Raw genomic sequence first — 13599 nt, forward strand, 5'->3', positions numbered from 1 at the left:
TAATATTTCAGAACCTAATAAATTACATTATTTCAATAAAGCTATGCGAGGCCAATTAGAAGAACTCCAAAGGAAAAGAGAAAAACTACTGTTAGGTGGAGGCTTGGACAAAATCCAAAAACAACACGAAAAAGGAAAATTATCGGCTTGGGAACGGGTCCTATACCTATTAGATGAAGATAGGGATTTCACCGAGATTGGTGTCTTTGCTGCCGATGGGCAGTACGAAGAACATGGTGGTTGCCCGAATGCTGGGGTAGTCGTGGTCTTGGGCTATGTTAAGAATAGGTTATGTGTGATTGTATCAAATGATGCTACGGTCAAGGCCGGAGCCTGGTTTCCGATGACCTGTAAGAAAAATCTCAGAGCCCAGGAAATAGCCATGGAAAACCATATTCCCATTATCTATTTGGTCGATTCTGCCGGTGTCTTTCTACCTATGCAAGCTGAAATATTCCCTGATAAAGAGCATTTTGGAAGGATCTTTAGAAATAATGCCAAACTTTCTTCCATGGGTATCCCCCAGATTTCTGCCATTATGGGTTCTTGTGTGGCTGGTGGTGCCTATTTGCCCATCATGTCTGATTATGCACTGATTGTCGAAGGTACCGGATCTGTATTTTTAGCAGGATCTTACTTGGTGAAATCATCCATTGGAGAAGTCATTGATAATGAGTCCTTAGGCGGAGCAGATACGCATTGTGAAATTTCAGGTGTTACCGACAATAAATATCCGAATGATGAGAGTTGCTTGGATGCCATCAAAAATATAGTGGATAAATTCGGTTCTGAACCTACCTATCAATATTCAAGGATAGAAGCGAAGGAGCCAGAATATCCGATGGAAAAACTCTATGATTATATGCCTGAAGATAGATTGAAACCCTATAATATGGTTGAAATCTTGAAATGTATAGTCGATAGTGGTTCTTTAGAAGAATATAAAGCAGATTATGGCAAGACTTTGATCTGTGCCTTGGCTCGGGTAGATGGATGGGCAGTAGGCATAGTGGCCAATCAACGGGAAGTGGTTAAGGCCAAGAAACCTGGAGGTTCAACAGAAATGCAGATGGGTGGAGTGATCTATTCAGATTCAGCTGATAAGGCAGCCCGTTTTATCATGAACTGTAACCAACAGAAAATACCATTGCTATTCTTTCAGGACATCACCGGTTTTATGGTGGGTTCCAGGGCAGAGCATGGTGGAATTATCAAGGATGGTGCTAAAATGGTGAATGCCATGGCCAATTCCGTAGTGCCAAAATTCACGTTTATGGTAGGAAATAGCTATGGAGCAGGTAATTACGCGATGTGTGGCAAAGCTTATGATCCTCGATTGATCTATGCATGGCCTACCGCCAAAATAGCGGTAATGAGCGGTGCATCTGCAGGTAAAACTTTGTTGCAGATCCAAGAAGCAGCCTTAAAATCAAAGAATATCAGCCTGAGTGAAGCGGACAAAAACAAGCTTTTACAGGATATCGAAAAGACCTATAATGAGCAATTGAGCCCTTATTATGCAGCCTCCAGATTATGGGTAGATGGAGTGATCGATCCAGCCGATACCAGAAAAATTATTTCCATGGGTATAGAAGCTGCATCGCATAATACAGAGATCGGAAAATACAATGTTGGCGTGATCCAAACTTAGCGGTAAGCGATTGTCTAAATCATCAAATTATAAAAGGAAAGCTTTGTTTATCATAACAAAGCTTTCCTTTTTCTTTTCCTATAAAGCCACTGTACAGTACCTGAAAATTCCATAATCTATAAAATTTTTAATAAATGTGTTTCTGTTCGAATAGAGCAGTTTTTAGGGACTTCCTTTTACTCTCATTCGAGACACATTGCGAAAATTCGCAATGTGTCTCGAATGAGAGTAAGGTCAAAACAGGATAATCATAAAAAGAAAGAGCCATTTAAAATGGCTCTTTCTACAATATTTTAATAAAGAATTTTATGCTTATTCTTGATTTCCAAAGGCATTCCAACCTTGGGCTTTGATTTCATGTACATTACCCGATTTAGAAACCATGGTACATCCTTCGGCAGCCTCAGTAATATGACCGATAATGCTGATTTCCATATTGTTTTTCAGCTTATCATAGTCACTTTGCGGTACAGTAAACAGTAATTCGTAATCCTCTCCACCACTCAAAGCACATACCGTAGGATCCAGACCAAATTCACGGGCAGTTTCATAGGTCATTGGATCGATAGGGATCTTTTCTTCATATAATTTACAACCTACATTGGAAGCTTTACAGATGTGTAATATCTCCGAAGCCAAACCATCAGAAACATCGATCATCGCATGAGGCTTAACAGCTAAAGCAGCCAGTAATTCAACGATATCCTTTCTTGCCTCAGGTCTCAATTGACGCTCGATAATATAATCCTTTCCTTCCAGATCAGGCTGTATATTAGGGTTTTCCAAGAAAATCTGTTTTTCTCTTTCTAGGAGTTGTAAACCTACATAAGCACCACCCAGATCACCGGATACACAGATCAGGTCACCTTCTTTAGCAGCGGAACGGTAAGCTATGTTATCCGTTTCGGCATAGCCAATACTGGTCACGGAGATCACCAAGCCTTGGGTTGAGGTACTGGTATCACCACCAATCAGGTCTACATTGTAGTTCTGGCAAGCCAACAGTGCACCCTCATATATTTCTTCAACGGCTTCCAGGGGAAACTTAGAAGATAATCCAATGGAAATGGTCACTTGGCTAGCGATTCCATTCATGGCATAAATATCACTCAAATTAACTTGTATAGCTTTGTATCCCAAGTGTTTAAGCGGAACATAGCGTAGGTCAAAATGTACATTTTCCAATAATAGATCGGTGGAAATCAACGTTTTCTTATTGGAAAAATCCAATACGGCAGCATCGTCACCAATCCCTTTAACAGAACTGGGTTGGGTCAATACTACAGATTGGGTCAGGTGATTGATCAGACCAAATTCACCAATTTCGTTTAGGTTGGTTCTATCGCTATTTTCAAATATGCTCATGTTATAATCCTAGTTTTGCGGAAAGTTCAAGCATGCGTTCAATAGGTTTTTGCGCACGTTGAATGATATCTTCATCTAATGTAATTTCTGGTTGTTCGTAGTACAGGCAGTTATATAGCTTCTCTAAGGTATTCAATTTCATGTGCGGGCAATCATTACAAGCACATAAATTGTTTGGAGGAGCAGGGATAAATGTTTTCGAAGGACTGGCCTTTTGCATTTGGTGCAAAATTCCAGATTCAGTTGCTACGATATAAGTGTCGGTTGGATCCTCGATGGTATATTTCAACATCCCAGAAGTAGAACCTATATAATCGGCTTGCGCCAGGATATGGTCTTCACATTCTGGATGGGCGATGAATTTTGCATCTGGATACTCAGCACGCAGGGCATCGATTTTTTCTTGGGAGAAAATCTCGTGGACCATACAGGCACCATTCCAAAGGACAAGGTCACGACCTGTTTTTTTCTTCACGTAATCCCCTAGGTTGCGATCTGGACCGAAAATGATCTTTTGATCGGCTGGAAGGCTTTCCACGATCTGTACGGCATTGCTGGAGGTACATACGATATCTGAAAGAGCCTTCAATTCAGCAGTACAGTTCACATAGGTAATCACTAAATGATCCGGATATTTCTCTTTGAATTTAGCAAACAAATGTGGAGGGCAACTATCTGATAATGAACATCCTGCTTTCAAATCTGGTAAAAGGACCTTTTTGGAAGGCGATAAGATTTTAGCCGTTTCTGCCATGAAATGTACACCGGCAAAAACGATGACATCCGCATCTGTTTTAGCTGCTTGTTGAGATAGACCTAGACTATCCCCAATATAATCTGCTATATCTTGTATTTCAGACTCTTGGTAGTAATGCGCTAAGATAACCGCATTCTTTTCCTTTTTAAGTCTTTCAATTTCTTTGACCAAATCTAGGTTAGGATCTATTGCCACATCAATATATCCCTTAGCCACTAAGTCTGTTTCAAATGTTGTATTCATTTGGTTTTTCTAAGTTGATTCCTGCCTGTTTGACTTTCTAACATCACAAAAGTAAAGAAAGAAAACGAAACGAAATCCACATTCCCTTTTTTCAATAAATAATAATCTTTTTTTTAAAGAAGAATCTTGTTGTTTATTAGTCTGTGGAAAATGGGGATAATTCAGGTGATTTTTATTTTTTTTAGTGGATGTTCTATAGTTATTCACAACTTATCCACAGGTTGGGAAGGGTTAAGTGCTGATTTTCAATACTGTCTTTTTTCAGCTTTTATTTTTTGCATATTTTTTTGTGAAATGATAGTTGTGTGTAAGATGTTAATATTTCGGTGATATTGTCTTAATATTTTGGTAATAGATGTGTGAAAATTGCTAGTATTGTGGAAACATAAGAAGTTTTACATTTTAATTCACGAGTTATTTACACGTTTTGCACATATTTTGTTAATTTGTTGGTTCAGTAGTAATTAACCGTAGCATCTACAATATACATTCAATGCTGGATAGAAAAGTTGATTTTTTGATAATAGGTTCGGGTATCGCCGGATTGAGTTTTGCACTTAAAGCTGCGAAGCTTGGAAAAGTACTTATCGTGACGAAAGCCAATGAGGATGAGTCGAATACGAAATATGCACAGGGTGGAGTAGCTGTAGTCACGGATGAAGGGGATAGCTTTGATAAACACATTGAAGATACCTTAATAGCGGGAGATGGATTATGTGATGCACATGTTGTGGAAAACGTGGTGAAAGAAGGTCCGGAACGTATTGCGGAGCTTATTTCTTACGGTACTACCTTTGATCGTGAGGATTCTGGAGAATATGACCTGGCCAGGGAAGGTGGACATTCTGAACATAGAATCCTTCATTATAAGGACATTACGGGCTATGAGATTGAACGTGCTCTTTTAGAAAAAGTACATGCTGAACCTAATATAGAGATGTTGACGCATTATTTTGCCGTTGACCTGATTACTCAACATCATTTGGGTGTACATGTGGATAAACGTACGGAAGATATCAAATGTTTCGGTATCTATGCCTTTAACACCGAAACGGGACATGTTGAAAAGATACTTTCCAAAATTACCCTGATGGCCACAGGCGGTGCGGGGCATATCTATTCCACCACTACTAATCCGACTATTGCGACAGGTGACGGAATTGCTATGGTGTATCGGGCTAAGGGAAAAGTTAGGAATATGGAATTTATCCAATTCCATCCAACTGCCTTATATAATCCTAAAGAATATCCTGCATTCCTGATCTCTGAAGCTGTACGTGGTTTCGGCGGAATTTTGAAAAGGGTTAATGGTGAGTCTTTTATGGAGGAATATGATGAAAGAGGATCCTTGGCTCCACGGGATATCGTAGCCCGTGCGATCGATTCAGAAATGAAAAAATCGGGTCTTGATTATGTCTATTTAGATATCAGACATCGCTCTAAATCAGATATTTTATCGCATTTTCCAAATATTTACGAGAAATGTCTTTCCATTGGTCTGGATATGACCAAAGACCTGATTCCAGTTACTCCTGCAGCACATTATCTATGTGGAGGAATCATGGTTGATGAATACGGTGCAACCTCTATCAATAACCTTTATGCCTGTGGAGAATGTTCTTCAACGGGACTTCATGGCGCTAACCGTTTGGCTTCCAATTCTTTACTTGAGGCTGCTGTGTATGCCCATAGAATTTTCCAGGATGCGAGTAAACATATTGATAGCATTGATTTTCAGGATCATGTACCCTCTTGGGATGAATCCAATACCCAGTTATTAAATGAAGATATCCTGGTGACGCACAATCTACGTGAAACACAAAAGTTAATGAGTGATTATGTAGGGATCGTACGTTCGGATTTCCGTCTGGAAAGGGCCATGAGACGTTTGGGATTGCTACATGAGGAAACAGAGGCTTTCTATAAGAATACCAAGCTTTCCGTTAAACTTTGTGAGCTGCGAAACGTTATTCAGATAGCTTATCTTGTTGTAAAATCAGCTATGCAGCGCAAAGAGAGCAGGGGACTGCACTATACCACGGATTATCCTAAGCATGCTGATGTACTGGAAGATACCATTCTTTAATTTTAAGTTTTAAACGCTTTATGGCCACGATATTACCTGTTAAGGACAAATACCCCATCATTGAAGAAAACAGCTTTATAGCGCCTAATTGTACCATTGTTGGTGATGTGACGATCGGTTCACATTGTTCGGTTTGGTTCAATGCTGTGGTACGGGGCGATGTGAACTATATCAAGATCGGGGATTATTCTAACATACAGGATAATGTAACCATACATGGGACCTATGAAAAGAATGGGACAGATGTTGGTAACTATGTTAATATCGGTCATAACGCTATTGTACATGGTTGTGTCATAGATGATTATGTGTTGATAGGTATGGGGGCAATCGTGATGGACAGGGCCCACATTCAATCGAACGTCATTATTGCTGCAGGTGCGGTGGTATTGGAGAATATGGTTTGTGAGTCTGGTTATCTTTATGCTGGAGTTCCAGCTAAAAAAATTAAGCCGCTCACGGAGGAGCAGCTTAATCTATTGAAAAAATTACCGCACAATTACGTGCTTTATTCGTCTTGGTTTACGGAGTAATTTGGGTTTTATTTGAATGATACATCTATGGTTTCATTCTGTTCCCAGTTTGCCCGTATCGTAAATGTTCGATCTAAATACCAGATGGGTTCTGCCTGTCTTTTTTGATAGACATCGCCAGCATCCCATTTACCATTTTTATTGCTATCCTCAATCAGCCTTATGCTGTATTTACCGCCTGGATATTTAATATATCGTAAGACATGGTCGGGTGGGAGAGGGCGTTTATCAAATAGTTTTTCCTTGCTTTCATCGATCAGTTCCACCAAATAATCTGTATTATCCTTCAGACCTGTGAAGGTTAGATTGATGTCCCCGTAATTCTCGGTTTCATTCAGGGTAAACTGCGATTTGAATTCCTTATTTGTCTCGTCGAATGGACCTAAAATGGCACCTTCCTCCAGCACCAATTCGTAGTTCTTGTTAGGTCTCCAATTGAATCGGATGTGGTACATTTCTCGATTTACCGAATCTTGTTGTAATTGGAAATTTCTACGTGAAACAGAATCTTCCTTGATCAGTACCTTATTTTTATCAATGGATGCAATGGGATAGTCCGAACTCAATTCTATGTGTTTTACTCGGTCTACCTTATTGCTGATATTTAATTTTGGAACAATGCTATTGTCTACTTTTATGTTTCTAGCTTTTCTAAGGTCAATAGTGTCCAAAGGAATATTTCTTTCGCTTACTTCCAATTTCAGGGAATCAAATTCCAAATTTTCTAGATAGATATTAGCGGTATCTTGGGTAGGTTTAAATCTTACCATCTTATTGGCATCCAGTTCATTAGGTGATAATATCCTAATATTACCCTCCTCCAGAGGCCTGTTAAAGGTCAATAGGACCGAACCATTATTATCTACTTTTTTCTCTAAGTTCCTGAAAACCTGCGCAGTACCCTTTGTATATTCTAGCTGTATGCCCGAGACGTTCTGGTTCAGGAAAATACTGTCCTGCTGAAAGCCTATCCATTCATCATTACCGTTATAGATCTTATCGTTGTTCATATCCTTCAGTGCATATACCCTATAGGTATCTTCACGCAGGTTGTTGAACTTGAAATTTCCAGATGAGTCGACTGTTGTATAATAGGAAGCTTTTCTTTTTCCAAAAATGGTGTCTCGGCTGGTTGGGATCAGGATAGCGATGACTTCCTTGTCTTTTTCCAGATTGAAGTCTTTGGTATAACCATTCTTGACCTGTCCGGAGATACTTAGGGAATCGAGTTCATCCCCTGTCGCAAAAACGTAATTGTAATTGATGAACGGATTACCTTCATTGAAGTCGACCAGACCTTTTCCAAAGTTAATGGTGTAGGTGGTGTTGGCTTCCAAGGAATCCGGAAGTTCAATGATGAATCTTTTTTTCCTAACCTTATAGATGGGCTGAGTTTCGACATCTGGGGAAATGTTAAATTCTTTTCCCGGATTTACCGTTTTGATAAATTCATCGAAGGTCATCTCGATCACTTTCTCTTTGAAATTTTTCGAGAGGTTAGGAGGGGTTACCCCCAACAGTTTTGGAGGTAAAGAATCTTTTGGGCCTCCGGTAGGTTTTTGCATGTTGGCACATTGCACAAAACTCAATGCCAAGATCGTAGCAAGACCTAAAAAGATTAGATTTTTAAATAAAGCTGTTTTTAGTTGATTTAACGGATTTTTATCTTTTTTGGATACCTGACTCATAAAATTTAAAATAATGTCTTAAATCGCTTTATTTACGTTTGTTATTTTATTAATGTAATATACTGATATTCAGTTAATTAACTCATATGTACCATTAAAACACTGATATCGGCCGGAGATACACCTGAAATTCTTGAAGCTTGACCTAAAGTTCTTGGTTTTACTTTCAAGAGTTTTTGGCGGGCTTCAATAGACAGTGAAGTTAATGAATTATAGTCAAAATCAGGATTGATTTCTTTGTCTTCCATTTTCTTCATCTTGCTTACTATCTCCATTTCCTTTTCAAAGTAACTATCGTATTTCACTTTGATCTCCGCCTGTTCGATGGTGTCGGCGTCAAAGTTTGCAATGTAATTTGCAAAGTCCTTATCGGCTTTGATGAGGTCTTCGATTTCAACCTGTGGTCTGCTCAAGATTCCGAAGAGTCTAGATTTTTGTGCAATCGGACTTGAACCTTTTTCTTCTAGGATAGGGTTCATCTCTGAAGTTCCGATAGAATTATTTTTTAGGTAGTCTACAATGTCATCGGAATTCTTGATTTTAGCATTGACCTTTTCAAGTCTCTCATCCGATACCAATCCTAATTTATGTGCCATTGGTGTCAAGCGGATATCGGCATTATCTTGTCTGAGCAGGAGTCTATGTTCAGCTCTTGAGGTGAACATTCTATATGGTTCATCTGTTCCCTTTGTTACCAAGTCATCGATCAAAACTCCGATATAGGATTCCGATCTTTTTAGGATCAGTTCGTGCTGATCGTTTATTCTTTGGTGTGCATTGATCCCTGCCACGAATCCTTGTGCAGCCGCTTCTTCGTAGCCGGTAGTTCCATTGATTTGGCCAGCAAAGAAGAGGTGTTTTACGGACAGTGTTTCTAGGGTCAAGTCTAACTGCATAGGAGGGAAGTAGTCATACTCGATGGCGTATCCCGGTCTATACATTTTTGCATTTTCAAATCCTGGGATCAATTGCAATGCTTTCAATTGTACATCTTCCGGTAGGGAGGTTGAAAAACCGTTGACATAGATTTCTACGGTCTTGAATCCTTCAGGTTCTACGAAGATCTGGTGTCTTTCTCGTTCTGCAAATCTGTTGATTTTATCTTCGATGGAAGGGCAGTATCGTGGGCCGAGACCTTTGATCCTTCCGGTGAACATCGGAGATTTTTCGAATCCTGTTTTTAAGATTTCGTGTACCGCTGAGTTGGTATAAGTGATCCAACAACATCTTTGTTCCTGTGGAATTTCTACATCGGTATAGGAAAATCTTCCACGTGAATCATCTCCCCATTGTTCTTCCATCAGGGAGTAATTTAAACTTCTTCCGTCCACACGTGGGGGAGTTCCAGTTTTCATTCTGCCTGATTCGAAACCTAGGGACACCAATTGTTCGGTCAGTCCCGTTGCTGCTTTTTCACCGGTACGACCACCGCCAAATTTCTTCTCGCCCACATGGATGACACCATTTAGAAAGGTGCCATTTGTCAGGACGACTGCATCCGCATCGATGCGGATGCCCATTGAGGTTACTACACCTTTTGCTCTTCCGTTTTCTACGATGACTTCTTTGACGGTATCTTGCCACATATCCAGATTGGGAATGGACTCCAGTGTCAGGCGCCATTCCTCAGCAAATCTCATTCTGTCGTTTTGGGTTCTTGGGCTCCACATCGCTGGACCTTTTGATTTGTTCAGCATGCGAAATTGGATGGTAGACTTATCGGCGATGATTCCGGTGTATCCACCCATGGCATCGATCTCGCGGACGATCTGTCCTTTTGCCACTCCGCCGATGGCGGGGTTACAGCTCATCTGGGCAATGACACCCATGTTCATCGTGATGAGTAATACCGATGAACCTAAATTGGCAGCTGCTGCTGCCGCCTCACATCCGGCATGGCCGGCTCCAACTACAATAACATTATATTTATTAAACATATATCTTTCTCTAGTTTCACGTGAAACTCTTCCTCTATTGATTTTAGTTTCACGTGGAACGCTATATAAACTCTGCTAGTTCCATCCATCTCTCGGTCTTCTCGTCGAGAGTGGTTTTTGTCAGGTCGATCTCCTCGGCTATCTTTTGGAGCTCTACGTGGTCGGTCGTTTTCGACAGGTCTTCGGTCAGGTCGTTGACCTTGTTTTCCAGGTCGGCGATTTCTGTTTCCAGCCCTTCGAATTCTTTTTGCTCCTTGAAGCTCAGCTTCTGTTTCTTCTCTTCTGCCTTTGGCTTTTCAATTTTCTTTTCTGGTTTCTTGTTCAGCTCTTCCTGTTCCAATTTAAAGTCGGCATAGTTACCATTATAGATTACGATGTCACCATTGCCAGGAAAGATGAAGAGCTGTTCGGTCAACTTGTCGATCAAGTAACGGTCGTGTGAAACCAACACCAAAACACCCGGGTAATTTTCCAGGAATTCCTCCAGGACATTCAGGGTGTCGATGTCCAGGTCATTGGAAGGCTCATCCAGAATCAAGAAGTTTGGGTTCGCCATCAGGACACGCATCAACTGCAATCTCTTCTTTTCACCACCACTCAATTTGCTGACAAATCCAAATTGCTTCTCGGGAGGGAAGAGAAATTTTGTCAATAGTTGGGAAGCCGTAATGACTTCTCCGTTTTTCATTTCTATATAGTCCGCAACATTCTTTACAATGTCCAGGACTCTTTCGTCCGATTTAAAGGATAGACCTTCCTGTTTGTAATATCCATATTTGGTCGTTTCCCCGACAGAAAGTTTTCCTTCGGTCGGTTGGATACTGCCGGTAATCAAATTGAGGAAAGTAGTCTTGCCGCTACCGTTCTTTCCGGCCAAACCAATTCGGTCTGCCTTCTTGAAAGTATAGGAGAAAGGGGAGAGGATCTTCTTGTTCGGAACGGAGAAACCGGCACCTTCAATTTCCAGGATCTTGTTTCCCTGTCTTGAAATCTGCATGCTCAGTTCTACCTGGTCTTTCTTGCGAGGACCCTTGGATTTTTCCTCAAGATCGTAGAAAGATTCTATCCTGGCCTTTGCTTTTGTACCGCGGGCTTGGGGCTGTCTTCGCATCCAGTCCAATTCCTTTCGCCATAGGTTTCGGGCCTTGTCAGCTGCTAGGATCTCATTCGATTCCCGCTCGGCTTTCTTCTCTAAGAAGTATGCATAGTTTCCTTTATAGATATAGACCTGTCCTTTGTCAAGCTCACGGATCTCGGTACAGATATTATCTAAAAAGTAACGGTCGTGGGAAACAAGGAGGACGGTCTTGCTACCGGTGGTCAACAACTTTTCTAACCACTCAATGGTTTCAATATCCAAGTGGTTGGTCGGCTCATCCAGAATATAGATATCGGGTTCATCGATCAGGAGTTTGGCAAGGGCCAAACGTTTCTTCTGACCACCGCTCAAGGAGTCTATTCGTTGTTCGAAATCTGTTATCTGGAATCTGCTCAGGATGGTCTTGATGTTGTTTTCATATTCCCAAGCATTGAGCGCAGTCAGTTTTTCAGTGACATCAAGGAATTTTTTAGAGGTAACATCCTCATTATCAATTAATTCCTCATATTCCTTGATTAACTGTTGTTGTTCGTTGTCGGCGCTGAATATAAAGTCATTGATGGTCTTGAGGTCAGAGAAATCAGGATCTTGGGGGAGATAGCCTACCCTCAAACCCTTTTCTTTCACAACCTTACCTTTATTAGGAATGACAAGCTCTGCCAATATTTTCAATAAGGTTGATTTTCCTGTTCCGTTGATTCCCACCAATGCTACTCGATCTCCCTTCTGTAAGGCAAAATGAAGATCGGTAAAAAGCCATTTATCATTATAAGAATGGCTAACTTGTTCTGTGCTTAAAATACTCACCTGATATCTTGACGTAATTATCCAAGCACAAAATTATTAAATATTTGTTACTACTTAACTTTTAATATGAAAAGTATACAGTTAGTTGACCTAGATATCGGTCTAGTTGAGACGGTAGTTAGCGATTAGATTGAATCTTGGGATATGTACATGGAAGATGGAATTGTCCATTTCACGGATCATCTCATAATATCCTTCCATAAAGCCCATGTCACTTTTTAAATTACATCCTGAAACATATTGGTGCATTTCCCCCGGTGCGAGTATGGGCTGTTCCCCAACGACTCCATCACCATCAACCTGCTTGTTCAGGCCAATAGAATCATAAATATTCCAATGACGACGCACCAATTGAACGGTGTATTCACTCAGATTCTCAATGGTAATCCGGTAGGCGAACATGAAGTGCTCGTTTTCCGGATTTGAGTATTCTGATTGATACGTCGACTCAACCGAAATCTTAACTCCTGAAGTTGTTTGTGTTGTCATAGTCAACCAAATATATATATTCTGATCATTTACACAAAAATAACCTAATTATGCATTACCTAAATTACAATTAATAGACAAAAAATAATCATAAGTGTTTGAATTAAAGTAACAAACAAAATAGCTTTTTGAAAAAATGTAAGAAAAAATTTCACCATTGTAATTACATAAATAACGATGGAGTCTGTAAATCTGTATAAATTAATCAGCAAATGATTAGGTTTGTAGCATGGCAAAAGGCAATTTATATCTTCTACCTGTTCCCTTAGCTGAACACGCCGACCGCGCATCCTATACGCTGTTGCATCTGGACATCATCAATCATATCAAAGAATATGTGGTGGAGAACGAAAAAACGGCAAGAAAGTTCTTAAAGGAAGCGGGTTTGAAAATCCCTCAGAGTGAATTGATCATCCATGATTATGGAAAACATAGCCGAGAGAAGATTAACTATAATCTTGTTTTCAAGGCGGTGGAACAAGGAGCTGATATCGGTCTTATGTCAGAAGCGGGCTGTCCGGGGGTTGCCGATCCAGGGGCAGATGTTGTTTTTGAAGCCCATAAAAGAGGGATTAAGGTCATTCCTTTGGTAGGACCGAGCTCGATCCTTTTGGGTTTGATGGCGTCGGGATTTAACGGACAGAATTTTAGCTTTAAAGGCTATCTCCCCATTGATAAAGGGGATAGATCAAAGGCAATCAAGGATCTGGAGTTTGTGAGCCATAAGGAAAGGAGTACCCAGATCTTTATCGAAACTCCATTCAGAAACAATCAGATGCTTTCGGAATTACTGAAATCACTTAAACCACAAACCCTTCTCTGTGTAGCCTGCAACGTAACGGGCAAGGATGAATACATCCGCACACAAAGTATTGCCGATTGGAAAAATACGACAGTAGATTTACACAAGAAGCCTTGTATATTTTTATTATTTGCTCCATAAA

Annotated in this window: 10 protein-coding genes; 4 read left to right on the plus strand and 6 right to left on the minus strand. The window is 40.4% G+C overall.

Annotation, left to right across the window (positions count from 1 at the left end):
• Nucleotides 1-43 precede the first annotated feature (43 nt).
• Nucleotides 44-1651 carry an acyl-CoA carboxylase subunit beta gene (locus ACWICE_RS03880; protein WP_185212752.1) on the plus strand — a complete coding sequence of 536 codons (1608 nt, stop codon included), beginning with the start codon at nt 44-46 and terminating at the stop codon, nt 1649-1651.
• A gap of 312 nt (nt 1652-1963) precedes the next feature.
• On the opposite strand, the gene thiL is transcribed toward ACWICE_RS03880, so the two are convergent.
• Together thiL and nadA are read right to left on the minus strand one after the other, a co-directional pair.
• Nucleotides 1964-3010, minus strand: a complete 1047-nt coding sequence (gene thiL / locus ACWICE_RS03885) for a thiamine-phosphate kinase (RefSeq protein ID WP_185218619.1) — start codon at nt 3008-3010, stop codon at nt 1964-1966.
• Between the two features lie 7 nt (nt 3011-3017).
• The gene (gene nadA / locus ACWICE_RS03890) at nt 3018-4016 is read right to left on the minus strand and encodes a quinolinate synthase NadA (RefSeq protein WP_185212751.1); all 999 of its coding nucleotides are present in this window, start codon (nt 4014-4016) and stop codon (nt 3018-3020) included.
• 493 nt (nt 4017-4509) lie between these two features.
• Between nadA and nadB the strand changes: the two genes are divergently transcribed.
• Both nadB and ACWICE_RS03900 read left to right on the plus strand, forming a co-directional pair.
• Entirely contained in the window at nt 4510-6102 is a 1593-nt protein-coding gene (gene nadB / locus ACWICE_RS03895) for an L-aspartate oxidase (protein WP_185212750.1), read from the plus strand.
• A gap of 20 nt (nt 6103-6122) precedes the next feature.
• Nucleotides 6123-6635 carry a gamma carbonic anhydrase family protein gene (locus ACWICE_RS03900; RefSeq protein WP_185212749.1) on the plus strand — a complete coding sequence of 171 codons (513 nt, stop codon included), beginning with the start codon at nt 6123-6125 and terminating at the stop codon, nt 6633-6635.
• A gap of 8 nt (nt 6636-6643) precedes the next feature.
• Here the strand turns inward: ACWICE_RS03900 and ACWICE_RS03905 are convergent, their stop codons facing one another.
• The 4 genes from ACWICE_RS03905 to apaG form a co-directional block, all read right to left on the minus strand.
• Nucleotides 6644-8323, minus strand: a complete 1680-nt coding sequence (locus ACWICE_RS03905; protein WP_454297691.1) for an Ig-like domain-containing protein — start codon at nt 8321-8323, stop codon at nt 6644-6646.
• A 77-nt stretch (nt 8324-8400) separates the two neighbouring features.
• The gene (gene mnmG / locus ACWICE_RS03910) at nt 8401-10260 is read right to left on the minus strand and encodes a tRNA uridine-5-carboxymethylaminomethyl(34) synthesis enzyme MnmG (RefSeq protein ID WP_185218600.1); all 1860 of its coding nucleotides are present in this window, start codon (nt 10258-10260) and stop codon (nt 8401-8403) included.
• A 61-nt stretch (nt 10261-10321) separates the two neighbouring features.
• Complete coding sequence (locus ACWICE_RS03915; protein WP_454297692.1) at nt 10322-12166, minus strand: ABC-F family ATP-binding cassette domain-containing protein; 1845 nt, start codon at nt 12164-12166, stop codon at nt 10322-10324.
• Nucleotides 12167-12268: 102 nt separating this feature from the next.
• Nucleotides 12269-12655 (minus strand): Co2+/Mg2+ efflux protein ApaG, encoded by a 387-nt coding sequence (gene apaG / locus ACWICE_RS03920; RefSeq protein ID WP_185212745.1) that lies wholly within the window; start codon nt 12653-12655, stop codon nt 12269-12271.
• Nucleotides 12656-12884: 229 nt separating this feature from the next.
• Between apaG and ACWICE_RS03925 the strand changes: the two genes are divergently transcribed.
• Nucleotides 12885-13598, plus strand: a complete 714-nt coding sequence (locus ACWICE_RS03925; RefSeq protein WP_454297693.1) for an SAM-dependent methyltransferase — start codon at nt 12885-12887, stop codon at nt 13596-13598.
• Nucleotide 13599: the final 1 nt, after the last annotated feature.

This window comes from Sphingobacterium sp. NPDC055346 (genome assembly GCF_053645235.1).